The following is a 25,555-nucleotide window of genomic DNA, read 5'->3' as shown; positions in this document are numbered from 1 at the left end:
CTTAAGCTAGTCCCAATTTTTCAACAAGGGCTTCAAACTCGTTCAAGCGACGTTCAAAGACTGCAAAGGCATCGTTGAGATAGTCTTCCTTCTCCATATCAACACCCGCTTTTCTCATGACATTGAGTGGATAGTCTGATTTACCTGCCTTGAGGTAGTCGATATAGCGGTCACGATCTTCCTGACTACCATGGACAATCTTCTCAGCCAAGGCTGAAGCAGCTGCAAAACCTGTTGAATACTGATACACATAGTAGTTATAGTAGAAGTGAGGAATGCGTGCCCACTCGTATTGGATTTGAGTATTGTCTTCCTTGCTGAGTCCATAGTACTCTTGGTTCAAGTCAGCATAGAGTTTATTGAGGAAATCACTTGTCAAGACTTCTCCATTTTGATCTGCTTGGTGGATGGCATGTTCAAACTCAGCGAATTGAGTTTGACGGAAGACTGTTCCACGGAAACCGTCTAGGAAGTTATTGAGAATAGCAAAGCGAGTTGCATCGTCTTCCACTTCTTCCAACAATTTCTCTGTCAAGATATTTTCGTTGGTCGTTGAGGCAATCTCAGCCAAGAAGATAGAATAATCTCCGTAAACATAAGGTTGGGTTTCACGAGTATAGCTTGAGTGCATACTGTGACCTGTCTCATGGACAAGGGTAAAAAGATTGTCTAGATTGTCCTGCCAGTTGAGAAGCATAAAGGCATTGGTATCGTAAGAACCACCAGAGTAGGCACCAGAACGCTTGCCTTGGTTTTCATAGACATCAATCCAACGCTCGCTAAAGGCACGTTTGACACGGCTCAAGTAGTCGTCACCCAAGACTGCCAAGGCCTCTTCTGCCTTTTTCAAGGCTTCCTCGTAGGTAAAGCTATAATCTACTGACGAGAGTGGTGTGTATACATCGTACATCTTGAGGTCGGAAATCCCCAAGATTTTAGAACGAAGGTTAAGGTAACGATGCAAGAGTGGCAAATGCTTGCGAACTGCTGCTACTAGATTGTCATAGACACTTTCTGGAACAAAGTTTGCTGCGAGAGCTGCATGGCGAGCACTCTTATAGTTGCGAACTTTTGCTCGGTAGTTTTGCACCTTAACATTTGTCTGCAAGGTCTTAGCATAAGTGTGTTGGAATTGCTCATATGTCGCATAAAGGGCTTCATAGGCACCACGACGCACTTCACGATTTTTAGACTCCATCAAACGGATGTAAGTACCGTGTGAGAGTTGCACTTCCTTGCCTTCGTCATCAAGCACGTATGGGAAGCTAATATCCGCATTGTCCAAAATAGCGAAGGTTTCACTAGCAGCGCCAAAGATTTCTCCTGCTCCAGCAAGCAATTCTTCCTCACGTTGCGAAAGAACATGGTCTTTCTTTTGCAAGAGCTTGTCAAAAAAGTGCTTGTAAACTTGGAGTTTTGGTTGAGCTTCTAGGAAGGCCGCATACTGCTCTTGGCTAATCTCCATAAACTCAGGTTCATAGAATGAAAAGGCTTGTTCTAACTGACTGTATAGGGTCATTGCCTTAGCATAGTACTCTTGATACTTGGCTTCACGCGTGTCCTGGTCATTTTTCATATGCGCATAGACATAAAGCTTTTCAACTTGGCGTTCCAAGTCGAGTGAGAATTCTGTAATCTCAAGCAAACTGTCTGCGCTATCCAAGAGATGTCCCTCATACTGAGATGCTGTTTGTACTTTTTCAGTTAAATCTTTCAAGGCTTCTTCCCAAGCCTGGTCTGTTGGGTAGATTGTCGAAAGATCCCATGTATCTTTTTCATTTATTTCATGTCGTTGTAATACCATAAGATTCCTCCATCCTTTCTATTTTACCACATTTTTTGAGAAATATAAGTGATAAAAGGCTGGTGGATAGAGCTTTTGGCGATTATTTTTCGGATTTTTTTGATAGTAAGCCTGAAAATTTCTATAATAGCTAGTCAGATCCGTTTCAATCTGCAAAAAATCACCCGATTCTATCGGCTTGACTTGGGGATACCAGTCGTCCAGTTGATGGTTTAATAGATTGTCTCCTCGATGATAAGCTTCCTCCTGCTTCTTCATCCAGTAAGGCGTTTGGTAATACAACTGCTGGTGAATGTAGTGACAGATAGTGGAATCTTGCACAACTGCAAAACGAGGCAGTTTTTGTTTCTGATAAGGAAATCGTAGAATTTCCAAGAGATTTCCTTTTCCATAGGGAAATTCCTTGACCTGAAAATGAAGCTTGCCACGTAGGTCCTGATGCAGAAGATATTTGAGTCTCAAAACTTGTTTTTTGAAATCTAGTTCCCAAACATAGAAACCCATATTTTGACTAAAATAGAGAAATCCCCTTTGCAGTTGTGTTAATCGCTCCTTTAACCAGAGTTTTTCTCCCAGTAGCCAAATAACTTTGTAGCCCTGACTACGGTAGCCTTGACTTCTGTCGCCTAAAAGCTTTTGAGACAAGGGACTGCACTGAACCTCCAGAGCTAGTTTCCCATTGACGAGAACATCCGCAATCTGCTGGATCTCAGGCAGACTATATTCTAAGGCAACCTGACAGTCTTTCTTGGCCCAGTGATAAAGGGCCTCTTTGTTGCCCAAGTGTTCTGGACTTTCATTTTCAAAAATAGCCATACAATCTCTTAACCTTTCATGGGCAAAATGCGTCCGAATACTCTGTCCTTGGCGTAATCGTAGTCCACCACCACAGCTTGGACAAGTATAAGCTTGCTTGGTCACATATTTTTCGAGGGCATTCACCAAATTCCCCTTGGCATCTCTGGCTACAAACATGGTCTACCTCCTTTTCTCATTTATTCGAAAAAGAAATAAAAAAGACTGGAATCCCAGCCTTTCATGATATTATTTCTTATCTTTTTTGTCTCTTAGAATATTTTTTTAGCATGGGAATGAGATTGGGAATCTGCTCACTTCTAATGACCAGCACGCCGTATTCCTGGCAGCGATTGGCATAAGCTGGATTGATTTTCCCCGTACAGACAATTAGCTTGAGGCAACTCTCCCCAGCAAAATGATTGGCGTAGACTTCTAGTTCATTGATGGCTTCAACTGATAAATCTGTCATCTTGCAAGAGATAAAGGTAATCGAGCGTCCCTTTCTCAGAATAACATCAATTTCATTTTGAACATTGTCTGCCTCTGGAAAGATGCCATTCCAATCAATCTCACCACCTATCATGCACTCATCAAACAGCTGAGATTCAAGCGCCAAGAGATAGAGATATACCTCTAAAATATGTCCCTTGTTGCGGCAAAAAACTTGAGCTTCTTGACTTGGAAAGCTGTAGGCTACTCGTTTCTTGTCCTCGCTTTCAATACAAAGCATCCCTGCTTCCACAAGTAAAGGAATAAGGGATTTTGGATAGAGGTAATACTTGCCGTTGTTTTCCAGTTTCTTTTCGGTTTCAGCATGCAGGTCATTAGTCTTAGCTAGAGAAAAAAATTGGGTCACCTGATACCAGTGGGCAGGGTTGGCAATGGCAGAGCTGGCTAGTTTTTTGATGGCTGCAATTTGCTTAACTGAGTGGATAGGGCGTTTTGATTTGAGCATTTTTCCACCACGTAAAGCTATCAGCTGTTGGATGCTTAGGGTTGGAATGTCCATGTCTTCTTTTTCTAACTGACCGGCTACCCACTTGTATTGTTTTCCTCGCTCGACATCCATGGCAACGATGGGGAGGTGGCGATTCAAGCCGTATTGATAGAGGGATATGGCTAGTAGCGAATCCCCACCAAAAACATCAAGAAGAACCTGGCCATAGCTTGCTAGACAATAATCTAACTGATCCGCTAGTTGTTCTAAGGTTAGCTGACGAAAGGTCACTCGTTGAATATGAGGCACCTCTTCCATGATGAACTGACGGAGAGAGAGTTTCTCTTCATTGCTTATTTTTGTCAAAGATAGAAAAAGAATCTCATCACAATCACTGATAAAGGCTTGGTAGACATTCTTTTCCAATACATGCCGATCATATAGCTCCACCAAAAGACTCGTCATTTGATCACCTCCATCATAAAGACTTTCTTGCGCTGAGAGTATCAGCAATACAGTTCTACTACTCAGATTTCCTACTTCTAGTATAGCATAAAATCCTGCTCTCCCCAATCAACCAACGCAAACAAAAACGAATAGAAACTTTGCAAAGTGATTTCTATTCGCTGGTATAGGTTTTTACTTGACTTTTTTAGCTAGCATAGTCGCAAAGCGTAGTTGAATGCGATTACCATTTTCATCACGACGGTGCAGATGTCCTGGGTTTTCATTGTACTTAATCAATTCCCAATCCTTGTAGTAGTCCGCCAACTCCCCTTCTTTAAAAGTGAATGGGAAGTTGATTGAGCAAGGATAATCCTCTGTATCCATGGCACAGACGATAAGATTGTAACCACCGACCGTGGTGTGCTCCTGCATATTTTGGATAATAGCTGGAATGCGGTTCGCTTGTAGGAACATCAGAACAACTGTTGAAACGATAAAATCATAGTCTTGGCTAACACTGGCAGAATTGATATCATAAAGTCCGACAGGCATGTCTAGATCCTCTTGTTCCACAATGCTTTGCAAGATTTCAAGGGACAATTCATTTTGATCCACAGCTGTCACATCAAAACCATTCTGTGCGAGAAAGAGAGAGTTACGCCCCTGACCACAACCCAAATCCAAGGCTCTTCCAGGTTTCACCGTCTGCATAGCCTCTAGGACCTCTGAATGGACTGGATTAGTCTGGTATTTCTTAGGGAAATAATCCTCAGGTTTACAATAAAATTCCAAGTACCACTCTACATCGTCTGTTGCAGCCTCTACTCGGTGCCAGGCTTGCGGTTGCGCCATGGGATTGTCAGCCCCTGCCTCAAAGAGGTGTTCAGCTAGAACCTCACCATCTTCAGTCAACTCAATAAACTTGAGAGCCCCTTTCAACACAGTAATTTTTCCCCAAGTGCCGACTTTAGTATTGTGCTTTTGCTGAACAGCTTCAGGCATGGTTTGTTTATTCCACAAGGGCATCCGTTTATAGGCAATTAATTTTTCCATTTTACTTCCTCTTCTTAACGCTGGTTGACAGCTTTCATCACACGCGCGATGTCGCGGTTTTGTTCACGACGCTTGATAGACTCCCGTTTGTCATAGTCATGTTTCCCTTTAGCAAGTCCTAAAAGGAGTTTAGCATAACCATCTTTAATATAGACTTTAAGGGGAACAAGGGTCATTCCTGTCCCTTTGGTCTCTTGTTCCAATTTTTGAATTTGTTTTTTATGGAGCAAAAGTTTACGACGACGTTCTGGTTCCTGGTTCCAGATATTGCCCTCTTCGTAAGGGGCGATATGAACATTGCTCAGCCAGACTTCCCCATTTTTTACTTGGGCAAAGCCGTCCTTGAGATTGATTCGAGCAGCTCGAACGCTCTTGATTTCCGTTCCTGTCAGCACCATTCCTGCTTCAAGCGTATCAACGATTGTATAGTCGTGGTGCGCCTTTTTATTTTGTGCGACGACCTTTCCCTCGCCCTTTGCCATGCTTGGCTCCTTTCTTAGCTACTTCTTTGTAAAAAGGTTTCTTGCCTTTTTTCTTTTTATCTTTTTGTGAATGCTTGTACTTATCATTTGAGCGTCCTGATTTTCTCTTGTCTTCCTTCTTGTCTGAACGACGACTTGAACCATGACCTCTGTCTTTGCGCCCAGCTTGTTTCAAGCCTTTTTCGATGACATCAAACTCACTTGGAATATAAGAGAAATCAATCTCTCCCGTCATCTTATCGGCTCTTTCAACTTGAATGCGAATTTGCTGTCCCACACGGAAGGTTGTTCCTGATTTCTCTCCACGGAGAGTCAAATCTCGCTCGTTGAAATGATAAAATTCAGACAAATTGGTAATGTGAATCAAACCTTCGACTGTATTTGGCAATTCAACAAAGAGACCGAATTTGACGATGCTGGATACAACTGCGTCGTACTCTTCACCCACATATTCTTCCATGTACTCAGCCTTTTTCATGGCTTCGACTTCACGCTCAGCCTCGATGGCACGACGTTCACGGTTGGAAGACTGGGTTGCAATCTCTGGAATCACTTGTTCAAAATGCTCTGCTATTTCCTTAGAACGACCATAGTCCCGAATCATACGGTGGACTAGAAGGTCTGGATAACGGCGAATAGGACTGGTGAAGTGAGTGTAATAGTTAGCGGCTAGTCCATAGTGACCGTGATTGTGCTCAGAATAGCGAGCCTGTTGCATAGAACGGAGAAGCATCATGGATAATACATCCGCATAGGGCTCTCCCTCAACCGCACGCATGATGTCTTGAAGCGCCTCCTGGCTAATCTCACTGGCAGTTCCATAAATTCGCAAGCCAAAGCTCGAAGCGTAATCAATAAACTTCTGAACTTTTTCAGCCTTGGGCTCCTCGTGAATTCGATAGATGAAAGGTAGATCCAACTTGCTAAAGTGCTCGGCAACCGTTTCATTAGCAATCAACATGAAGGACTCGATCATCCGCTCAGCAACACCACGCTGACGAAGAACGATATCAACAGGCTTACCTTTTTTATCCACCAGAATCTTAGCTTCACTGGTATCAAAATTAAGGGCACCACGTTTCTCACGCATGCTTTCTAGCCTTTCATGAAGCTTGGCCATTAACTCGATACTAGGAACAATTTTCTGATACTCTTGTCTTTTTTCCTCGTCGCCAGCTAAGATATCATTGACAGCGCTATAGGTCATACGGAAACTCGTCTTGATAACAGTTTGGGTAATCGTGTAATTAACCACACGACCGTGTTTATCAATTTCCATAATGGCAGACTGGGTCAAGCGATCGACTTGAGGATTGAGGGAGCAGATACCATTTGACAAACGCTCTGGAAGCATTGGTACCACTCGGTCTGTTACATAGACAGAAGTCGCGCGGTTAAGGGCTTCCTTATCAAGTGCAGAACCCTCTGTCACATAGTAGGAAACATCCGCGATGTGAACACCGAGTTCGATATTGCCATTTTTCAAAGGCTTAATGTGAACTGCGTCGTCCAAGTCCTTGGCATCCGCGCCGTCAATGGTAAAGGTAAGCTCATCTCTTAAATCAAGACGACCTTCCATATCCTTTTGAGACGGAGCATCTGGTACACTTTCTGCCTCCTTGAGAACAGCTTCTGGAAATTCTGAAACAATATCCATGGATTCCAAGACTTCAAGAACGTCAATCCCAGCATCAGTCGAGTGCCCCACCACATCAAGGACACTAGCAACAAAGAAATCATGTTTCTTACTTGGGTATTTGTCGATAAAGACCTTGAGAACTTCAGTACCTTCCAACTTGATAGCCGGTTTCTTCACATAGATGGGTTGGCTGATTTTCTGATTTTTTGAACGGATGTAGCCCGCATACTTGGGCTTTTCCTGATCCAGAACGATTTGGCCTACAACTGTCGTCAGACTGTGTTCTAAGATATCAATAATTTTAGCTTCGGCAGCTGTTCCCTTGTTGCGGTCAGCAACTTTCTTGATGACCACTTCAACGGTATCACCATCAATGGCATAGTTGACATCGTTTTTTCCTACAAAAAGGTCGTCCTCTTCGCCTTCCAGACTGACAAAACCAAAGCCATTTTTATGGGCATGAAAAACCCCTTTTAGAGTGATTTCATGTTTCTTCTTCTGGTCCAAGGTAAGGCTTCCATCTTCTCCAAATCGAATCTGGTGCTTTCTTTCCATCAGAGACAGGGTTTTAATCAACTCACGGAAATCCTTGGATCCATCCTTTCCGAGAGCCTGAGCTAGGTCATTTACCGTCACTCGCCCCTTCTCTTGCAAATATTCTTTAATTTTATCTTTCATGTTTTCTTTCTAGATTTTTAAAATTTTTTTGAGTGATAACTTTGTAAGTGTCGTTAAAAATAAAAATAGGCTAAGACCTAGTCTCGCCCATTTCTTATCTACTTGATAATACCGTCAATGCTAAGGCAATGGCTAGCCAGAAAAAGACTAAAATACCTGTCAAACGTTGCATCACAGCTTCAAAACCACGAGCTTTACTACGTTCAAACAAATCACCTGAGCTGGCATCAAATACATTGCTGGATTGGTTCTTGGTTGGTTGCATGAAAATCGCAATCACAATCACAACAGATAATACTAATAAAATGGTTAATAATAGGTTATACATATCAAACTCCTTAAAATCCCTATTATTTTACCATAAATTCTACTTAGATTCAAGATGTAAAGTTACTTTTCTTTCCTTTGGACAATATTTTAGAACTTCAATCTTGTCTGGATGGGTTTTTGAGTTCTTACTAGTTAGATAATTCATGCTACCACAAGAGGAGCATTTGAGATTAATTTTTACTCGCACGAGATTTCCTTTACTTTTAATAATGATCTAAATTGAACTAAGTTACATAAACAACTGAAAGCTACACAGGCTGCTGTCGCATAAAAGACAGCATGGTAGCCCAAATATCCTGCAACTGCGGATCCCGCCATAGGTCCAATCACTCCACCGAGATAAAAAAAGACTTGGTTGAAGGCGAAAATCCTTGAAATACCTGATTTCGGAGTCATTTTGCTGAGAAGGGCATTGACTCCCGGTATGAGAGCTCCCGTTCCCAGACCAAAGAGAAAACGATACAAGCCAAGTTGAAGGGGGCTGGTTGCATGGGCACAAAGTAGGTAAATGATGACGGAATAAATCTGCGCCGCAACCAACAATCTATGATTCCCTACCTTATCGCCAAGTTTTCCTAGAATTCCAGCACTCATCATACTAGAAAATCCCATGCTGGATACGATCAATCCTGATACAAAGAGGAGATTCTCAGTCTGCCCTAAGTCCCGCACATAGAGAGCTAGAATGGGGCCAATTGATTGAGCTGAAAATTGAATGACGAAGCTCGTCAAAAATAGGTTTACTAAGAGTCTAGGATACTTGAAAGAAGAAAATACTTCTTTCGTTGGGATAGCCTTCTCCTTAGCCACTGGCTGAAAATCTTCCTTGATAAAGAAAATGGTTAGGATTGCAGCTAAAAATAAGAAAGAACCTACCAATAAAAAGACATTACGAATACCAAAAATTTCAGCAATAAAGCCTCCAACAAAGGGACCCGTCAGTGTTCCTGCAACAACACCTGTAGATAGAGTCCCCAGAGCCGCTCCAGACTTATCTTTCGGTACCTGACTAGCAATCAAGGCTGTCGCATTGGGGACAAAACCAGTAAATACACCATTGAGCAAGCGCAGAAAGAGTAGCCAATAGATATTTGGCACGAAGGCCAAACCTCCCATGGTAATGGTCATAGCAAGACCTGCTCGAATCATCATGGGTTTTCGGCCGTACTTGTCAGCAAGAATACCCCAGATGGGAGAAACTAGAGCTGCTGAAACAGCCGAAACTGAGATGGCTAATCCAGCATAGAAAGCAACTTGGTCTCCTTCAATTCCCAACTGCTCCACAAAGATAGGCATGAAAGGAACGACCAAGGAAATGCTGGCGCCCGTTAGAAAACTACCGAACCAGGCGACACGAAGATTCTCTTTCCAACTAATCTCTTGCACAGCTATCGCCTCCTTCAAGTAACTTCACTACTTGAGCCACAAGCTGATCACGACTGCCATTATTGTCTAATATATGGCTCGCCAATTTTTTCTTTTCTTCTAAAGACCATTGGGCGGCCAAACGGGACTCTGCTACTTCCTTAGAAAGATGATCCCGTTTCATGAAACGTTCCACCTGAACATCACGGTCCACATAGACCAGCCACGTTTCATCAAACCAAGCACTGTAGTCCTGTTCAAAAAGCAGGGGAATATCCATGAAAAAAACCGTTTCTGTCTGAGCTAACTGGTCTCTCAGTGCAGCCAATTCCTCACGAATAATTTCCCCTTGGGTTTGCTTAGACCATTCCCGCTCCTCAGGATTTGAGAAGATGAGACTAGCTAGGAGAGGGCGATTGAGTTCTCCATTTTCTAAGATAATTTCCTGCCCAAAGTGTTGAACCAAGAGCTGATAAAGACGACCACCAGGTTTTTGTAGCTGGTGGACGACTGCGTCAGCATCGACCACTTGGAAGCCTTTTTCTCTTAGGAAATTTGTTACAGTTGACTTACCAGAGGCAATTCCTCCTGTGATTCCGATGATTTTTCCCATCAGTCCCTCCTTTGACACTGAGGACAAAAATGAGTTCCTCGTCCACCGAGCTGGAATTTCTCAATGATGGTGCCGCAGCGTGAACATGCCTGACCAGTCTTATCATAGACCTGATGAAAATCCTGCATGGTTCCGTCTTCCCCAAAGGCATTGGTATAGGTTCTAATGGTGGAACCGCCCTTTTCGACTGCCTGTCCCAAAACAGCAATGGTCTGGTCATGAATAGCTGACGCTTCTTCTGCCGTCAAAGTTTGGGAAGGTCTTGCTGGATGAATCTGAGCTCGCCAGAGGACCTCATCCACATAGATATTGCCAAGGCCAGCTACCAAGGTCTGGTCTAAAAGGTGGGATTTGATAGGCTTTTTGGACTTAGCTAGGGCAGCTTGAAAGACCTGTAAATCAAAGTCTTCTTCGCTTGGTTCAGGCCCTAGTTTTTTAGATACAAAGTAGGCATCCAAAAGGTCGGGTGCCAATAGTTCCATAGTACCAAACTTGCGTACATCCTCATAAACAAGCGTCCCACCATCCTCAAACTGGAAGAAAACATGGGCATGCTTGCGTTCAGGAACCTGGTCCGGATAGTAAAAATATTTGCCCTCCATGCGCAAATGGGAAATCAAGACCTTGTCTGTCAAGTAAAAAAGCAAGTATTTGCCACGACGTCCCATTGACTCAACAATCTGACCAGGTACTTCCTTTTGAAACTCGTCCAAATCCGTCTTAATCATCTTGGAATAAGCAATCTCTATATTAGAAATCTTCTTTCCCAAGATCAATTTTTCTAAGCCACGACGAACCGTTTCAACCTCAGGTAATTCAGGCATAGTTCCTCCTTCTGTAAAAACAAGAAGCAGGCATGAGCCCACCTCTACTTAGTATTCTTTTTCATTATAGCCAAAGTCAGCCAAATCTAGCTTTTTATCACGCCAGTTTTTCTTGACCTTGACCCAAGTTTCTAGGAAAACCTTATCCCCTAGCATGAGTTCGATATCACGACGGGCCATGGTCCCAATTTTCTTAAGCATGGCGCCACCTTTACCGATGATGATACCTTTTTGACTATCACGCTCCACCATGATGGTTGCACGGATATGAACCTTGTCTGTCTCTTCATCACGCTTCATGGAGTCAACTACCACTGCAACTGAGTGAGGAATCTCTTCTCGAGTTAGGTGCAAGACTTTCTCACGAATCATTTCTGAAACCAAGAAACGCTCAGGATGGTCTGTGATTTGATCAGATGGGAAATACTGGAAACCTTCCTCTAGATTTTCACTCAAAATATCGATTAGTCGAGAAACGTTATTTCCCTGAAGGGCTGAGATAGGAACAATTTCCTTGAAGTCCATCTGGTTACGGAAGTCATCAATCTGAGCTAAAAGCTGGTCTGGGTGGACCTTGTCAATCTTATTCACCACCAGAATCACAGGAACCTTGGCAGCTTTCAGACGCTCGATAATCATATCGTCTCCCTTACCACGTGGCTCATCAGCTGGCACCATGAAGAGAACAGTATCCACTTCACGCAGAGTACTGTAGGCAGATTCAACCATGAAATCCCCAAGAGCTGTTTTGGGCTTGTGAATTCCTGGTGTGTCGATAAAGACGATTTGCTCCTTATCTGTGGTGTAAATCCCCATGATTTTATTGCGCGTTGTCTGCGCCTTGTCACTCATAATGGCAATCTTTTGCCCCATGACGTGATTTAAAAAGGTTGACTTCCCAACATTGGGACGCCCTAAAATGGCTACAAAGCCTGATTTAAATGTCATAATTTCCTCTTATAGTTTAAAATAGTATATCCCAAATGCGTGGGATAAAGATAAGTGCACCTGTTAAGGCTGCGAAAAGAGAGACCACTAATACCGCGCCAGCCGCCATATCCTTGGCATTTTTAGCCAGCATGGAAAAGTGATAGTGACTGGCCAAATCCACCACATTTTCAATAGCAGAGTTGATAATTTCAAAGGCTACTACCAAGAAAATGCTCAATAGGAGAAAGAGCCATTCGATTCGTGACACCTGAAAAACAAACCCTGCAAGGATGACCACGAGAGCCGTCACTGCATGCTTTCGCATATTGCGTTCTTCCTTGATAGCAGTAAAAATTCCTGTAATGGCAAATTCTAGACTGGATATCAGGTCACGATTTTTCCATTTTCGTTTATTGTCTTGTGAGTCCATAGGCTGTCAAAATTTCTTCTTGTAAACCGAACATCTCCGCTTCTTCTTCCGGAGTGTAGTGATCATAGCCGTTGATATGTAAAAAGCCGTGTACTGCCAAGAAGCCCATCTCACGCTCAAAGCTGTGGCCATATTCCTCGGCCTGCTCATGAGCCTTATCGATAGAGATGAACAATTCCCCAATGTAGGCATCAAACTCAGACATCATCTCCGCCAATTCAGGATTTTCAAGCAAATCCTCTTCGTCAAAGGCAATATCCAACTCTGGCTTATACTCAAGGCTGATGACATCCGTAGGACGATCTGTATCACGGTACTCGAGGTTGAGTTCATGGCTACGCTCATTAGTCACAAAGGTCACTGCCATCTCCTTGTCTTCTTTTCCTATTTTTTGGGCTGCAAATTCCAAAATTTCTTGGGTTTGTCGCAGAATTTCTTGTGAAACTTGACCAGTTTCATCTACCATTTCAATATACATGTACTTCTCGATTCTCTTTACTTGGCTTTATTATACCATATTTCCATGATTTTATTCTACCTTTTTGATATAATACTATAGAATACAATCACAAGGAGAGAACGATGTCATTTGACGGATTTTTTTTACACCACATGATTGAGGAATTGCGAAGAGAGTTAGTCAATGGTCGCATCCAGAAAATCAATCAACCTTTTGAACAAGAGTTGGTCTTGCAAATCCGCAGCAATCGCCAAAGCCATCGCCTGCTCCTTTCTGCTCATCCCGTTTTTGGTCGTGTCCAGTTGACCCAAACGACTTTTGAAAATCCAGCTCAACCTTCTACCTTTATCATGGTTTTGAGAAAGTATTTGCAGGGTGCTCTGATTGAGTCAATTGAGCAAATCGAAAACGACCGTATCGTGGAAATTACAGTTTCCAATAAAAACGAGATTGGGGACCATATCCAGGCTACCCTGATTATCGAAATCATGGGCAAACACAGCAATATTCTCCTAGTCGATAAAAGCAGCCATAAAATCCTCGAAGTCATCAAACACGTTGGCTTTTCACAAAACAGCTACCGCACCTTGCTACCAGGATCGACCTATATCGCTCCACCAAGTACGGATTCGCTCAATCCTTTTACTGTTAAGGATGAAAAGCTCTTTGAAATCCTGCAGACCCAAGAACTGAAGGCAAAAAATCTTCAAAGTCTCTTTCAAGGTCTGGGACGTGATACGGCAAATGAATTGGAAAACATTCTTGTCAGTGATAAACTGTCTACTTTCCGAAACTTCTTCGGGCAAGAAACCAAGCCTTTCCTAACGGAGACTTCCTTCAGTCCAATTCCCTTCGAAAATAGTGTAGGAGAGCCTTTTTCCAGTCTTTCTGACTTGCTGGACACCTACTATAAGGACAAGGCTGAACGGGACCGTGTCAAACAGCAAGCCAGTGAACTGATTCGTCGCGTTGAAAATGAACTTCAGAAAAATCGACATAAGCTTAAAAAACAAGAAAAAGAGTTACTAGCGACAGACAATGCTGAGGAATTTCGCCAAAAAGGGGAATTGTTGACAACCTTCCTCCACCAAGTGCCTAATGACCAAGATCAGGTTACCTTGGAAAACTACTACACCAATCAGCCTATCACCATTGCGCTTGATAAGGCCTTGACTCCCAGTCAGAATGCCCAACGCTACTTTAAACGTTACCAGAAACTCAAAGAAGCTGTCAAATACCTGACTGAACTGATTGAAGAAACCAAGGCAACCATTCTCTATCTAGAAAGTGTTGAGACTGTTCTCAACCAAGCTGGGCTGGAGGAAATCGCTGAAATCCGTGAAGAATTGATCCAAACAGGCTTTATTAGAAGACGCCAACGTGAAAAAATCCAGAAACGCAAAAAACCAGAACAGTATCTAGCGAGCGATGGCAAAACCATCATTTATGTCGGTCGTAACAACTTGCAAAATGAAGAGCTAACCTTTAAAATGGCTCGCAAGGAGGAACTTTGGTTCCATGCCAAGGACATCCCTGGAAGCCATGTCGTCATCTCAGGAAATCTCAATCCTTCTGACGAAGTTAAGACGGACGCTGCGGAGCTAGCTGCCTACTTCTCCAAAGGGCGCTTGTCAAATCTAGTTCAGGTAGATATGATTGAAGTGAAAAAACTCAATAAACCAACTGGTGGCAAACCTGGCTTTGTAACCTACACAGGACAAAAGACCCTCCGCGTTACACCAGACCCCGAAAAAATCGCATCTATGAAAAAATCCTGATTCCAAGTGAAATCAGGATTTTCGTTTACATTTTACTCTGCAATCAAGGTTTCCAAACCAACCTTCATCATATCGGTGAAGGTATTTTGGCGTTCTTCTGCCGTAGTGTCTTCATCTGGATTGACCAAGCTATCAGAAATAGTCATGATAGCAAGTGCATCAACGTGGTGTTGGGCAGCAAGATAGTAAAGAGCTGCTGCTTCCATTTCCACAGCCTTGACTCCCCATTTACCAAGTTCGATGTTCTTTTCAAAGTAGTTTGAGTAAAAGACATCAGATGACAAGACGTTCCCAACGTGGGTTGTCATACCGAGTTCTTTAGCGATATGGTAGGCCTTGTCTAACAAATCAAAACTAGCGATTTGTGGAAAATCATACTGTGGCCAGTCGTTGCGGATGATGTTTGAGTTGGTTGCAGCTGCTTGCGCCAAAACCAATTCACGGACGTGGACATCTTCATTCAAAGAACCAGCAGTTCCCACTCGGATTAATTTTTTCACACCGTAGTCCACAATCAACTCACGCGCGTAAATCGAAATGGATGGCATCCCCATCCCAGTTCCCATGACAGATACACGGTGGCCCTTGTAAGTACCAGTGTAACCAAACATGTTACGCACTTCGTTAAAACAAACAGCATCTTCAAGGAAATTCTCCGCAATAAATTTCGCACGAAGAGGATCCCCAGGAAGAAGAATTTTATCAGCAATTTCACCCTGCTGAGCAGCAATATGGATAGACATAGTTAAGATATAAAGGGCGACAGAGAACAAAGTAAAAATAGGAAACTGACGAAGCACCGCAGATGCTAGACAGTTTATCTTTTTTACACAGTTCTCCGCCCGTATTCAGTTCAGCAAATACGGTTTACCCATCCTTTCTTTATTTTATGATGATTAGAGAGCGAGAAGAAAACGACTGAAAATTAGGAATCTGACGAGAAATCCTGATTTCTCAGTCAGATTATCTATTTTCCAAGTTTTCCGCTCGTGTTCAAATTAGAACACTTCGCTCTACCTTTCTTTATTCTAAATGTGATAGTCAAAAAGATACCAAACCCGTCAAAAAGCGAAGGGAAAATAGGAGTTGGGTGCAGTGAGCGATGCTCGCTAGACCAACTATCTTTTTCCCACTGCTTTTAGGGTGGGTTCAATTCCTTTCTTTCTTGATTTTAAATTTAAATATTTTGCAGAACAGTTAGCCCGAGTTTGACTATAACTCAGATACTCTGGATTTCTGTAGTTCCTAGTTTACCAATGAATCTAAAAATGCATACAGTTTTGCATTCATTTCGGAGTAATGATTTTCACGTAATTCTTCTGGTGTTTGAACGAAAGTGAACTTTTCACTTTGCTCTCTTAATTGCTCCTCACCATCCGCAGTAATTAAGAGTTCTACTGCTTCGGGATCAAATTCCAAATGAGCCTGAAAGGCATAATGTTTCGGACTGAAGCGAATAATTTGGCGTGGACAACCTTGACTGGTCGCAAGAACAACAGCATCCTCTGTCAGCCCTGGCATATCACCGTGCCAGTGGCCGGTTTCTAAGTTTTTTCCGAACAAGCTGACGTGAGGATCTGTTAGACCTTGCATCGTCAATGTCACAGGATAAACTCCGATCTCGCGTTCTGGACTATGTTCATACTTCGCACCATAGGCAACAGATAGGAGTTGCGCACCAAGACAGACACCAACAATATAAATATCTGCAGCAATCGCTTCTTTCATAAAAGCAAGCTCAGCCTTTGGATCATAGTATGGGAAGTTTTCTCTATCCTCATCAGGTGATTGAGGACCACCCATGACAATCAGAAAATCAATCCCGTCAATTGTTTCAGGAAGAGGTTCTTTTTCATAAACCTTTGTTGATGTAATGTGATGACCTCGTTCCAGAGCCCATTTTAGATAAGCACCTGGAACTTCAAAGGTCTCATGTAAAATAAAGTGAACTCTCATGACATTACAATTCAGCAAGAATCGCTTTAAGCAAGCCTTTGAAGTCACCTTTGACACGCTCTGTTACTTCTACAACTTCTTCGTGGTTGAGTTCTTCTTGGAAACCAGCAGCATGGTTCGTAATACATGAAATTCCTAAAACTTTCAAGCCTGAGTGGGCTGCCACAATCACTTCAGGAACAGTGGACATACCAACTGCATCTGCTCCCAATGTCTTATAGGCACGAATTTCTGCAGGTGTTTCATAAGTCGGACCGGTTACACCGATATAGACACCTTCATCAAGCTTGATACCGAGTTTTTTAGCCACTTCATGGGCAGTTGCACGGTATTCTGGTGTGTAGGCTTTTGACATATCAGGGAAACGTGGACCAAAATCATCCAAGTTTTCACCCATCAATGGGTTCTGCCCCGTCATATTGATATGGTCTGAGATAGCCATCAAGGTACCAGGACCATAGCCAATACCGCCAGCTGCATTGGTTACAATGACACCTTCACATCCGAGAACTTTCATCACACGTACTGGGAAAGTCACGACCTCAAGAGGATTTCCTTCGTAGAAATGGAAGCGACCTTGAAGAGCCAAGACTTTTCGACCTGCAAGGTCACCATATACCAATTTACCAGCGTGACCGACTACTGTCGAGCGGCCCCAGTTTGGAATATCTGCATAGTCTACTACAACAGGATTTTCGATTTCCTCTGCCAATTCTCCAAGTCCTGATCCAAGGATTAAACCGAATTCAGGCGCTAGGATACCCTTTTCTTTCAGGAAAGCAGCTGTTTCCTTGATCTTATCTAAAAATGTCATTGTGTCTCTCCTTTATTATTTTTTAGCATTTGACCGATTTTGTCAAAGGTTTTGGCATTGCGAATGGTGATGTTGCGATAAAAAGGCATCTTGAGCAAGTACTTATGATAGGCAGTTGCATAGTAGGATTCTTCAGAAAGTTTCCCCCAGAAAATCCCAAGTTTTCCAAAATGAACGACTTCATCTTCCAGTTCCAAACTGTTCACTTTCTCGATCACTTGAGCCACATCCAAGCCCTCCGTGTAGAAGAGCACATCTTTTCGAGCCAGGTCTTTGGTCCACCATTCAGGCAGATTTTCAAGTTCCTCTTCAAAGTCCTCAAGACTCAGCAAGGAAAAGCTCTGAATAAATGGATAATGGATTTCAAAGAAAGCCTCTAACTTTTCAACCAATCGGGCTTTGGGGTCTGTCGAAGTAAAGAAAATATTGCCACTGTTGATGTAGGTCTCAACCTTTTCCAGTCCCAACTCTGTCAGTTCTTCACGAAGTTGCGCCATGACAACTTTATTTTTCCCACCTACATTAATGCCCCGAACAAGTAAAGCATATCGCGTCATCTTACACCAATTTATCTAAGAAACTTTCCCCAATCATGGCAGTTTCAACACCAAAGTTATCCGCAACTGTCGCTGAGATATCTGCAAAATGTCCAACCGGAATGACACCATTTCCTTTAAAGGCAGGGCTATAAGCCAACAATGGGATATATTCACGAGTGTGGTCTGTTCCTGCATAGGTTGGGTCATTTCCATGGTCAGCAGTAATCAAAAGAAGGTCATTCTCTCTCATGGCAGCGATAATTTCAGGCAAGCGTTCATCAAACTCATGCAAGCAATCACGGTAGCCATGAGCATTGCGACGGTGGCCATAAAGGGCATCAAAGTCAACTAAGTTTGTGAAAGAGAATCCTTCTTCAAACTCAGCAAGTCCCATGGTCTTCAATAATGTGTCAATTCCGTGGCTGTTTGACTTGTTGTGGCCCATGTCATGGTTAATACCCGCACCGTTAAAGATATCGTTTATTTTACCAACAGCGTACGTATCGATGCCAGCTTCGTTCAATTTATCCAAAACAGTTGGTGCAAATGGAGAAACGGCTAAGTCTCGACGATTTGCCGTACGAGTGAAGTTACCTGGTTCACCAACATACGGACGAGCAATGATACGGCCTAGAAGGGCAGGACGTTCAAGTGTAATTGAACGAGCGTATTCACAGATACGGTACAATTCATCCAAAGGAATAATGTCTTCGTGGGCAGCAATCTGCAAAACAGGATCAGCTGAAGTATAGATAATCAACTCCCCAGTTTCCATTTGACGTGGTCCAAAATCATCGATAACAGCTGTTCCTGAGTAAGGTTTGTTGGCTTCACGAATGACCTTGCGTCCTGAAAATTCTTCGATCTTTGTCAAGATTTCTTCTGGGAATCCGTTCCAGAAAGTATCGAAAGGCTCGGTAATGTTGAGTCCCATGATTTCCCAGTGACCAGTCATTGTATCCTTACCAAGGGAAACTTCTTCCAATTTTGTTGCATATCCTGTTGGATTGCTTTCAGCTGGTACAGTCTTTAGAGGAGTTTCGCGAGAAATATTTCCTAGACCGATTTTAGCCATGTTTGGCACATTCAAACCAACTGTTTTGGAAATGTGTCCTAGTGTGTCAGAAGCTCCATCTGGAACCCCTGCATTGACAAAGTTATTGGCATCTGGTGCAGCACCGATTCCCACAGAATCCAGTACCACCAAGTGAATACGATTAAATTTTGACATAGTCTGTCTCCTTATTATGTTGATTAGTTTGCTTTTGTTGAAGTTAAAATCTGAACACCATCTCGTCCCGCTACGATGACCTTATCCACCATTTGGTTGAACAAGCCGTGCTCTACGACACCAACGACATGGTCCAATTCTTTCCCGAAAGCAATTGGATCTTCAATGACATCCAAGGCTAGATCAATGATAAAGTTCTGCATATCGGTCACAAAACGTTGGCCGTCTTTTTCACGGAAACTTGGTTTGTAGCCAGCTCGCTTAAACCGACGAAAGACCTGTTCTGCACCATACTGAACCACTTCTACAGGCAATTTAAAAGCACCTAGTTTCTCTACCAGTTTGCTTTCATCTACCACCCAAATGTATTCTTTTGAGGGCGTTGCGACAACCTTCTCCATCAGAAGGGCACCACCACCGCCTTTGATTCCGTTAAACTGGCTATCTACTTCATCCGCCCCATCAACCGTCACATCGACAAAGTCTACTTGATCAATCGACTTGAGAGGGATGTTAAGACCTTCAGCCTGTTTACTGGTCACACTGGAAGTCGTTACAGCAGTAATCTGCAAACCTTCTTCCTTAATCCGACGACCGATTTCTTCTACGAAATAGTAGGCAGTAGAGCCCGTTCCAAGTCCGACTACCATGCCATCCTTGACAAACTCAGCAGCCTTGATACCTGCCATTTTCTTCAGATTTTCCACTCAAACACCTCCATTAAAGAGCTATTTTTATTATAACATGTATCCGTTTTTATTTCATGGATACACTGGAAAAACCCGAACATTTTTATTTCGGGTTTTGGTGTCCTATTTAACCATGTCAGGATCGTAATCATAGAATCCTGTGTCCAGGAAACGGTTTTTAGGATGTAACTTGCGCACTTCCTCATCTAACAAGAAGGCTTGGTCATGGCTGAAATTCCCCTCTTGGATCAAGCTACGTGCTTGGATAAAGAGTTTAGCAATTTCTACAAAATTCTGACCAGGTGTGTAGAGCCCCTCTAGCTTCCAGTGAGTGAAACCATGTTCTACTAATTCTGTCAATTTGGTCATCAAATCAAGGTCGTTATTTGCAAAGATGTGGGTACCATGATTGTCTTCAAAGATAGAATAATGGCTTTCTGGGTCACTCGGCTCTGCCAAGAAGAGGTCACGTTTACGTGTCTTTTCATCATCGATATGCGTAAAGTTATAGTAGTTTTGCAAGAGTGGACGTTTAGAATGGTGAATGACACTAGCTCCGTAAACCAACACTTCAGCAGGAATTTCCAAAATCTCAGGCATCTTGAAGAGCTCAGCAGATGGAATTTCACGCGCCAAAACCGCCTCAGATGCGCCAGCCTTTTGACCCCAGAAGTTAATCTGACGACTGCTTGTCACCATGGTTGAAGCATCGTAGATGGTCTTAAATGAATAACCATCGCGATTGACAACGTAAAAGACACCTGCATCCCCAACAGTAATATAGTCTGTCTTGATTTCTTCCAAGAAGTCTAGGAAAGGCTTAATACGGTCCATCATATCTTGGTGCATGAGGGCATTAACCGCAACGATCAATTCCTTACCTGCTTCATGAACCAACTGAGCGATGGTGCGTAACTCTTCATAGCTAAAGGTTGTTGGCAGACGAAGTCCAAAATCTTTCTCACCAACGTAGATACGGTCTACGCCAGCTTCTAGTAACTGTTCAACTTGTTCAATACTTTCAGCAGTTGCTGTAATGATAATCTTTTCCATAAGAAAAATTATACCACATTTCTCAATAATCAGCTATGGGTACTGAGAGTTTCATAAAAAGTTAAACTTGTTTCTATCTTTTCCAATCAAAAAAGTGAACAGTAACTTGTACCATTCACTCTATTTTATGCATGTGTTTCTTCAACTAGATGGCCATCGTTCATGACATAAATACGATCAACCTTATCAAGAAGACGAGTATCGTGCGTAATCATAACAACTCCTCTACCTTGTTCATGAGCAATGGCAGCCAACATCTCCGTTACTTGGTAGGCACGCTCGGTGTCTAGACTGGCTGTCGGCTCATCTGCAAGCACAATGCTTGGATTGTTATAAAGCGCTCTAGCAATCGCGGCACGTTGACGTTCACCACCCGATAGAGCTTTGGGATACTGATCTTTTACTTTTTCCAAATCCAACAACTCAAAGAGATCTTTTCGGTCACTTTTACTATTTTCCCCCTTATCCAGTCTGTCAATCAAATCCAGCTGTTCCTTGACCGTTAGAAAAGGAATTAAGTTTGAAGCCTGGAGAATGAAACCAAACTCTCTAAAACGGAGATCTGTTTTTTCCTTCTCCGTCAAACTGCCTGTTTCCTTCCCTTTGACTAGAATCTTTCCACTCGATGCTTCCTGAAGTTGTCCTAGAGTTGTTAGAAAGGTCGTCTTTCCAGAGCCAGAGGGCCCAACGATAGCTACGAACTCTCCCGCATTTAGCTGAAAATTCGTCTCATGCAGGGCTACGACTTTCATCTTTCCTTCCCCGTAAGTTTTTGTCACTTGATTCATTTCTATCAATGTTGTCATACTATTCTCCTTATCACTCTGCAATCGCAGTAATCGGGTCCACCTTTAGCAAGCGTGGAAGTGAAATGACACCACCTAGAAGGGCCATCAAGCAAATTACCAAGCTTAGGACAGAGTAGGCTATCCAACTTGGATAGAAAAAGAAGGTAGCTGGTAAGACTAAAATGACTCCTCCGATTGCCAGCAAGGCTAACGCAATCCCCATACCAGCTAGGAGGAAGATTTGACAGAATAGAGACCATACAATGGTTTTGATCTGTATTCCCTGAGCTCGCATTATTCCATAAAGTCCTAGTTTTTGGATGGTAATGATATAAACAAAAATCCCCACAATCAAGCCAGTGATAACAATCATAGCAAGAATCATCCCTGAAAATACATTAACCTGAGGTGTGTAACCAGGAATTTTTGATATCATTTTTAGAATGGAAATCTGCTTCAGTCCATCCCCGACCACTTCTATATCATTTTTCAATACCAAGGCAGAGATGGAACGATTGGCTTTCAAGGTTCCTTGTAAGGTCCAATAAGTTGTCAGACTCGTAAAGACAACAGGCTCAGTGAAAAACTTATTTCCTTGAGTCAGGCCTACAATCTTGTAACTTGTCTCGCTTCCATTGAGCTGAATGGCATCACCTAGCTTCATCCCATAGTTCTCAAAAGACTGATCCACGACAACCTCATCATCTCTTTCAGGATAACGACCCTCCGTCAAACTAGGAGAGATAAAAGAGTCCCAGTCTTGAGCAAAAATGGAAACATTGACCTTTTCACTACCATCGACTAGATTGGTCACAGCGAACATATAGCCCAATGGAGCAGCCTCTTCAGAACTCTTATCCTTGTAATCCTTTTCAGGAATAAAGGATGCCGTCAAATTATCATTTGCGTAGTCGGATAAAACGACACCCGTCGCTTGCCAATTATCAATAGCTGCTCGGTTGTTTCGCACAAGACCAAGAGCTAGACTGGTCATAAAAAAGACCATAAAAGCGATAAGAAAAATGGTAGTTAGAATCAAACTATACCGAAGTTTGTTTCGTACTATTTCTTTGATAGCAAGATACATGCTTATCTCCTTTAACATTTCCCAGAGGTAGCAAGAATGCCACCCAGTCCAATAGACAGAATCTCTGTCTTATCATCCATTCAAAACAACTCCTACCAATACTCTTCAAAAGTATCCAGGTAGCAACTCAACAAATTATTTTAGGAAAAAGCCTCAGCTTGCTATCAATTTATATAAGTTATCCTTTCCTTTCTCAGTATATTTATAATAGAGAAGGTTAGGTCATCTGTTTTAAGTGTAACATCCATGCTACCATTTTCCCTTGTAGGTGTCAAGAGAGCGACTTAGAGAATGATAAGAGACTTTAGTAGTTTTGTAACAATCCTGTAATAATTCTCTGCATAAAAAATGATAAAATAGTTATGTACTGTTAAGGAGAGAATCATGTCCGCAAGAAAACTAGAAGCTTATGAGTTTGAACAAGCTCCCGAATCGAAACAAACTCCGCTTTACCAAGATTACACACCTGAAGCCCCAGTCGGCCCTAACCTAAAAGAGATTTTATTTTTTGTAAATATCGCTTGTTTCTGTATTTTTATGGCACTTTTTAGTTTTATCTTTTTAGCCTTAAAATTAAATACAGCTTTGTCCTTTATCGCTGCTATGGCAACAAGCTTCGCACTTTTACAACTTCAACGAAAGATAATGAAACGAAAATTTTCAAAATAAAGGTTGGTACTTCTACCAACCTCTTTTCTAGTTATCAAAAAAGACAGTTATATAACTGTCTTTTTTATTTATTCTTACGTTTTGAAGGAGATTGAATAGCGATCTTAACTTCAAAAATTGTTCCTCTAGGTTTGTTATCTTTTACGCTAATCGTTCCTCGTAAGGCATCTACGATCTGCTTGGCCAAAGATAGTCCTAGACCAAAACCGCCTTTCTGACGGGTTCTCGCCTTGTCTACACGATAAAAGCGGTCAAAGATTTTCTTCTTATCGGCAGCTGAGATCCCAATTCCGTTATCCGTTACTGTTAGATAGAGGTGGCGATCTGTAGCATGAACTACGAACTCAATTTTCCCATCTTCTTCGGTATACTTGATGGCATTGTCAAACAAGATGGTCATGAGCTGTTTTAGGAGCAACTGATCGGTCATGAAGGGACGATAAATCCGATTTTCATACTCAAAAATACGATCATTTTCAGAAGCAATCAACTCATAGTTAGCAAAGGTCGTCTTAAAGAACAGTGGTGATACTTCTGCTATTTCTGGTTTAATTCCATCATCGCGACGTGCAAGGTTGAGAAGATTGGTCGTGAGGAAGCGCATGTTGCGAACTTCTTCAAGGCTAGAAGCAATACTTTCGCTGGATTCCATGATTGTTGCCTCTGGTTTTCGAAAGAGATTCTCTAACCGATTTTGTAAAACAGCCAAAGGCGTTCTCAGTTCATGGCTGGCATTTTCAACAAAGGACTTCTGCTTTTGCATGCTTTCCAGCAAGGGTTTGACACTGACACGTGCCAAGTAAACACTGGCAATTAAAGATAGGAGCCAGAAACTAGCCATGACTACAACAATTAAATGCTCGTGGTTTTGGCTGATTTGCTCGAGCTGGCTGGTATTGATTAAAACCGCCGCATATTTGACATTGCTTGATACGGAGGAAGAATTGGTTTCCATCAAGATCATTCGGTAGGTTTCTTCCTGACCGTAGCTATTGACAACTTGGATTTGCCGAATATGATTTAACTCTTTCTTGTCCAGCTTGATCTTATCCAAGCCTAAAAAACGGTTCCCTAATAAGAGTTGGTTAAAATCCTTGTCAAAAAGTAAAACTTCTGTATTTGAGCTAACATTGGGTTTGATTTCAGCCTTGTTGGCATCCGCTGTTGCTGGTTGAATATCCTTGACCTCTTCAGTTGCCCGATTCAAGGCTAGCTGGATAACCGCTTGGGGACTGCTACTAAGGGCTTGGAGTTTTTCATCAACAGAAGTGTAGAGACTCGAGTGCATGACCTGGAGGATAATCAAGGTCATAGCAGAGAAGATCAGGGTGAACACTCCAAAGTTTCGAATGAAATAGCTGAAATCATCTGCATACCATGTTTTTTTTAGTTTATTGAACATCTTTTAAAATATACCCGACACTACGCAAGGTTTGAAGATTCTCAGCAAAGGCTGTTCCCTTCAATTTCTTACGAACTTTTGAGACATAGACTTCTACAACGGAAATCGTTGTATCGCTATCAAACCCCCATAGACGGTCAAAAATTTGCGTCTTGGGAAGAATAACATTTTGATTTTGAAGGAAGTAAACCAATAACTCAAACTCTTTTCCGAGTAGTTCCACAGGAGTATCTTCCACCTTCACTTCATTCGTTGAAAGGTTGACGACAATATCTCCATAGGTCAAGGTGTTTTCGTTAAACTTACCTGAACGTTTGAGAAGGGCTTGGATCCGCATTTTGAGTTCTTCTAGGTAGAAAGGCTTGGTGAGGTAGTCATCCGCTCCCAACTCAAAACCATGTCCCTTGTCATCCAAACTCTCTTTTGCAGTCATGATAAGGACTGGTGTCGTGATTCCTTTTTCACGCAATTCTTTCAGAACTTGGAAACCATTTTTTTCAGGCAACATCAGGTCAAGCAAAATCAAGTCATAGACGCCACTCTCAGCTTCGTAGAGACCTTCTTCTCCATCAAAAACCTGCATGACATCTGCAAAATCATCTAAAAAGTCAAATACTGAGTTTGACAGGCCTAGGTCATCTTCTACTAATAAGATTTTTATCATCAGAAACTCCTCCTTGTTATGATTATTATACCAAAATTGCCTTAAAAAAAACTCAACTCTCTCTCGTTTTCAGATAGAAAGTTGAGTTTTTGTTT

The 25,555-nt window shown here is 42.3% G+C and carries 27 protein-coding genes; 2 read left to right on the top strand and 25 right to left on the bottom strand.

What is annotated here, in order from left to right; all coding sequences use genetic code 11:
• Position 1: 1 nt before the first annotated feature.
• From pepF to ybeY, 14 genes are all read right to left on the bottom strand, one after another.
• On the bottom strand, positions 2-1,804 hold the full coding sequence (pepF, locus tag B7717_RS07485) for an oligoendopeptidase F (RefSeq protein ID WP_084944478.1): 1,803 nt from the start codon (positions 1,802-1,804) through the stop codon (positions 2-4).
• Positions 1,805-1,822: 18 nt separating this feature from the next.
• Complete coding sequence (locus B7717_RS07480) at positions 1,823-2,779, bottom strand: competence protein CoiA (RefSeq protein ID WP_084944477.1); 957 nt, start codon at positions 2,777-2,779, stop codon at positions 1,823-1,825.
• Between the two features lie 76 nt (positions 2,780-2,855).
• Entirely contained in the window at positions 2,856-4,004 is a 1,149-nt protein-coding gene (locus tag B7717_RS07475; protein WP_084944476.1) for a PDDEXK family nuclease, read from the bottom strand.
• A gap of 174 nt (positions 4,005-4,178) precedes the next feature.
• Entirely contained in the window at positions 4,179-5,039 is an 861-nt protein-coding gene (tehB, locus tag B7717_RS07470) for an SAM-dependent methyltransferase TehB (protein ID WP_084944475.1), read from the bottom strand.
• 14 nt (positions 5,040-5,053) lie between these two features.
• Positions 5,054-5,521 carry an SsrA-binding protein SmpB gene (smpB, locus tag B7717_RS07465; protein WP_001051742.1) on the bottom strand — a complete coding sequence of 156 codons (468 nt, stop codon included), beginning with the start codon at positions 5,519-5,521 and terminating at the stop codon, positions 5,054-5,056.
• The gene (gene rnr / locus B7717_RS07460) at positions 5,484-7,838 is read right to left on the bottom strand and encodes a ribonuclease R (protein ID WP_084944474.1); all 2,355 of its coding nucleotides are present in this window, start codon (positions 7,836-7,838) and stop codon (positions 5,484-5,486) included. The genes smpB and rnr overlap by 38 nt, the downstream gene beginning before the upstream one ends.
• A gap of 94 nt (positions 7,839-7,932) precedes the next feature.
• Positions 7,933-8,166, bottom strand: a complete 234-nt coding sequence (secG, locus tag B7717_RS07455) for a preprotein translocase subunit SecG (protein WP_000282517.1) — start codon at positions 8,164-8,166, stop codon at positions 7,933-7,935.
• A 39-nt stretch (positions 8,167-8,205) separates the two neighbouring features.
• Positions 8,206-8,355, bottom strand: coding sequence for a 50S ribosomal protein L33 (gene rpmG, locus B7717_RS07450; RefSeq protein ID WP_007519517.1), 150 nt, complete (start codon positions 8,353-8,355; stop codon positions 8,206-8,208).
• Positions 8,346-9,554, bottom strand: coding sequence for a multidrug efflux MFS transporter (locus B7717_RS07445; RefSeq protein WP_084944473.1), 1,209 nt, complete (start codon positions 9,552-9,554; stop codon positions 8,346-8,348). The genes rpmG and B7717_RS07445 overlap by 10 nt, the downstream gene beginning before the upstream one ends.
• The gene (gene coaE, locus B7717_RS07440) at positions 9,541-10,146 is read right to left on the bottom strand and encodes a dephospho-CoA kinase (RefSeq protein ID WP_084944472.1); all 606 of its coding nucleotides are present in this window, start codon (positions 10,144-10,146) and stop codon (positions 9,541-9,543) included. Before coaE ends, B7717_RS07445 begins: the two co-directional genes overlap by 14 nt.
• Positions 10,146-10,970, bottom strand: a complete 825-nt coding sequence (mutM, locus tag B7717_RS07435) for a DNA-formamidopyrimidine glycosylase (RefSeq protein ID WP_084944471.1) — start codon at positions 10,968-10,970, stop codon at positions 10,146-10,148. Before mutM ends, coaE begins: the two co-directional genes overlap by 1 nt.
• A gap of 48 nt (positions 10,971-11,018) precedes the next feature.
• The gene (gene era, locus B7717_RS07430; protein ID WP_000143275.1) at positions 11,019-11,918 is read right to left on the bottom strand and encodes a GTPase Era; all 900 of its coding nucleotides are present in this window, start codon (positions 11,916-11,918) and stop codon (positions 11,019-11,021) included.
• A gap of 16 nt (positions 11,919-11,934) precedes the next feature.
• The gene (locus tag B7717_RS07425) at positions 11,935-12,330 is read right to left on the bottom strand and encodes a diacylglycerol kinase family protein (RefSeq protein WP_049520789.1); all 396 of its coding nucleotides are present in this window, start codon (positions 12,328-12,330) and stop codon (positions 11,935-11,937) included.
• Positions 12,311-12,808, bottom strand: coding sequence for an rRNA maturation RNase YbeY (ybeY, locus tag B7717_RS07420; RefSeq protein ID WP_061416684.1), 498 nt, complete (start codon positions 12,806-12,808; stop codon positions 12,311-12,313). Before ybeY ends, B7717_RS07425 begins: the two co-directional genes overlap by 20 nt.
• A gap of 104 nt (positions 12,809-12,912) precedes the next feature.
• Here ybeY and pavA point away from each other — a divergent pair, with 104 nt between their 5' ends.
• On the top strand, positions 12,913-14,568 hold the full coding sequence (gene pavA / locus B7717_RS07415; RefSeq protein WP_084880629.1) for an Rqc2 family fibronectin-binding protein PavA: 1,656 nt from the start codon (positions 12,913-12,915) through the stop codon (positions 14,566-14,568).
• 32 nt (positions 14,569-14,600) lie between these two features.
• On the opposite strand, the gene deoD is transcribed toward pavA, so the two are convergent.
• The 9 genes from deoD to B7717_RS07365 form a co-directional block, all read right to left on the bottom strand.
• Positions 14,601-15,311, bottom strand: a complete 711-nt coding sequence (deoD, locus tag B7717_RS07410) for a purine-nucleoside phosphorylase (protein ID WP_000022091.1) — start codon at positions 15,309-15,311, stop codon at positions 14,601-14,603.
• 502 nt (positions 15,312-15,813) lie between these two features.
• Positions 15,814-16,524, bottom strand: coding sequence for a type 1 glutamine amidotransferase (locus tag B7717_RS07400; protein WP_084944470.1), 711 nt, complete (start codon positions 16,522-16,524; stop codon positions 15,814-15,816).
• A gap of 4 nt (positions 16,525-16,528) precedes the next feature.
• Positions 16,529-17,338 (bottom strand): purine-nucleoside phosphorylase, encoded by an 810-nt coding sequence (locus B7717_RS07395; RefSeq protein WP_000143358.1) that lies wholly within the window; start codon positions 17,336-17,338, stop codon positions 16,529-16,531.
• Positions 17,335-17,895, bottom strand: coding sequence for a DUF1697 domain-containing protein (locus tag B7717_RS07390; RefSeq protein ID WP_000199118.1), 561 nt, complete (start codon positions 17,893-17,895; stop codon positions 17,335-17,337). Before B7717_RS07390 ends, B7717_RS07395 begins: the two co-directional genes overlap by 4 nt.
• 1 nt (position 17,896) lies before the next feature.
• Positions 17,897-19,108 carry a phosphopentomutase gene (locus B7717_RS07385; protein WP_084944469.1) on the bottom strand — a complete coding sequence of 404 codons (1,212 nt, stop codon included), beginning with the start codon at positions 19,106-19,108 and terminating at the stop codon, positions 17,897-17,899.
• A gap of 23 nt (positions 19,109-19,131) precedes the next feature.
• Positions 19,132-19,815 carry a ribose-5-phosphate isomerase RpiA gene (gene rpiA / locus B7717_RS07380; RefSeq protein WP_000429273.1) on the bottom strand — a complete coding sequence of 228 codons (684 nt, stop codon included), beginning with the start codon at positions 19,813-19,815 and terminating at the stop codon, positions 19,132-19,134.
• A gap of 105 nt (positions 19,816-19,920) precedes the next feature.
• Positions 19,921-20,850, bottom strand: a complete 930-nt coding sequence (locus B7717_RS07375; RefSeq protein WP_000411182.1) for a peptidase U32 family protein — start codon at positions 20,848-20,850, stop codon at positions 19,921-19,923.
• 125 nt (positions 20,851-20,975) lie between these two features.
• The gene (locus B7717_RS07370) at positions 20,976-21,656 is read right to left on the bottom strand and encodes an ABC transporter ATP-binding protein (protein ID WP_000209229.1); all 681 of its coding nucleotides are present in this window, start codon (positions 21,654-21,656) and stop codon (positions 20,976-20,978) included.
• A 13-nt stretch (positions 21,657-21,669) separates the two neighbouring features.
• Entirely contained in the window at positions 21,670-22,725 is a 1,056-nt protein-coding gene (locus B7717_RS07365) for an ABC transporter permease (RefSeq protein ID WP_084944468.1), read from the bottom strand.
• Positions 22,726-23,109: 384 nt separating this feature from the next.
• Here B7717_RS07365 and B7717_RS07360 point away from each other — a divergent pair, with 384 nt between their 5' ends.
• Positions 23,110-23,394: a DUF3270 domain-containing protein gene (locus B7717_RS07360; protein WP_001276161.1), complete on the top strand. Its 285-nt coding sequence runs from the start codon at positions 23,110-23,112 to the stop codon at positions 23,392-23,394.
• A 64-nt stretch (positions 23,395-23,458) separates the two neighbouring features.
• Here B7717_RS07360 and B7717_RS07355 read toward each other — a convergent pair whose 3' ends face one another.
• A complete protein-coding gene (locus B7717_RS07355; RefSeq protein WP_084944467.1) occupies positions 23,459-24,796 on the bottom strand; it encodes a sensor histidine kinase in 1,338 nt (445 codons plus the stop codon).
• On the bottom strand, positions 24,786-25,460 hold the full coding sequence (gene ciaR, locus B7717_RS07350; RefSeq protein WP_000590630.1) for a two-component system response regulator CiaR: 675 nt from the start codon (positions 25,458-25,460) through the stop codon (positions 24,786-24,788). The genes B7717_RS07355 and ciaR overlap by 11 nt, the downstream gene beginning before the upstream one ends.
• Between the last annotated feature and the right edge of the window lie 95 nt (positions 25,461-25,555).

The sequence above is a fragment of the Streptococcus oralis subsp. oralis genome (assembly GCF_002096495.1).
Taxonomy (GTDB): domain Bacteria; phylum Bacillota; class Bacilli; order Lactobacillales; family Streptococcaceae; genus Streptococcus; species Streptococcus oralis_CU.
Note: the sequence above shows the minus strand (reverse complement) of the source record. Positions and strands in the feature narration are given on the sequence as shown.

Coding starts and splice junctions, on each gene's coding strand:
- pepF (WP_084944478.1), bottom strand. CDS start 1,804: ATGGTATTACAACGACATGAAATAAATGAAAAAGATACATGGGATCTT.
- B7717_RS07480 (WP_084944477.1), bottom strand. CDS start 2,779: ATGTTTGTAGCCAGAGATGCCAAGGGGAATTTGGTGAATGCCCTCGAA.
- B7717_RS07475 (WP_084944476.1), bottom strand. CDS start 4,004: ATGACGAGTCTTTTGGTGGAGCTATATGATCGGCATGTATTGGAAAAG.
- tehB (WP_084944475.1), bottom strand. CDS start 5,039: ATGGAAAAATTAATTGCCTATAAACGGATGCCCTTGTGGAATAAACAA.
- smpB (WP_001051742.1), bottom strand. CDS start 5,521: ATGGCAAAGGGCGAGGGAAAGGTCGTCGCACAAAATAAAAAGGCGCAC.
- rnr (WP_084944474.1), bottom strand. CDS start 7,838: ATGAAAGATAAAATTAAAGAATATTTGCAAGAGAAGGGGCGAGTGACG.
- secG (WP_000282517.1), bottom strand. CDS start 8,166: ATGTATAACCTATTATTAACCATTTTATTAGTATTATCTGTTGTGATT.
- coaE (WP_084944472.1), bottom strand. CDS start 10,146: ATGGGAAAAATCATCGGAATCACAGGAGGAATTGCCTCTGGTAAGTCA.
- mutM (WP_084944471.1), bottom strand. CDS start 10,970: ATGCCTGAATTACCTGAGGTTGAAACGGTTCGTCGTGGCTTAGAAAAA.
- era (WP_000143275.1), bottom strand. CDS start 11,918: ATGACATTTAAATCAGGCTTTGTAGCCATTTTAGGGCGTCCCAATGTT.
- B7717_RS07425 (WP_049520789.1), bottom strand. CDS start 12,330: ATGGACTCACAAGACAATAAACGAAAATGGAAAAATCGTGACCTGATA.
- ybeY (WP_061416684.1), bottom strand. CDS start 12,808: ATGTATATTGAAATGGTAGATGAAACTGGTCAAGTTTCACAAGAAATT.
- pavA (WP_084880629.1), top strand. CDS start 12,913: ATGTCATTTGACGGATTTTTTTTACACCACATGATTGAGGAATTGCGA.
- deoD (WP_000022091.1), bottom strand. CDS start 15,311: ATGTCTATCCATATTGCTGCTCAGCAGGGTGAAATTGCTGATAAAATT.
- B7717_RS07400 (WP_084944470.1), bottom strand. CDS start 16,524: ATGAGAGTTCACTTTATTTTACATGAGACCTTTGAAGTTCCAGGTGCT.
- B7717_RS07395 (WP_000143358.1), bottom strand. CDS start 17,338: ATGACATTTTTAGATAAGATCAAGGAAACAGCTGCTTTCCTGAAAGAA.
- B7717_RS07390 (WP_000199118.1), bottom strand. CDS start 17,895: ATGACGCGATATGCTTTACTTGTTCGGGGCATTAATGTAGGTGGGAAA.
- B7717_RS07385 (WP_084944469.1), bottom strand. CDS start 19,108: ATGTCAAAATTTAATCGTATTCACTTGGTGGTACTGGATTCTGTGGGA.
- B7717_RS07375 (WP_000411182.1), bottom strand. CDS start 20,850: ATGGAAAAGATTATCATTACAGCAACTGCTGAAAGTATTGAACAAGTT.
- B7717_RS07370 (WP_000209229.1), bottom strand. CDS start 21,656: ATGACAACATTGATAGAAATGAATCAAGTGACAAAAACTTACGGGGAA.
- B7717_RS07365 (WP_084944468.1), bottom strand. CDS start 22,725: ATGTATCTTGCTATCAAAGAAATAGTACGAAACAAACTTCGGTATAGT.
- B7717_RS07360 (WP_001276161.1), top strand. CDS start 23,110: ATGTCCGCAAGAAAACTAGAAGCTTATGAGTTTGAACAAGCTCCCGAA.
- B7717_RS07355 (WP_084944467.1), bottom strand. CDS start 24,796: ATGTTCAATAAACTAAAAAAAACATGGTATGCAGATGATTTCAGCTAT.
- ciaR (WP_000590630.1), bottom strand. CDS start 25,460: ATGATAAAAATCTTATTAGTAGAAGATGACCTAGGCCTGTCAAACTCA.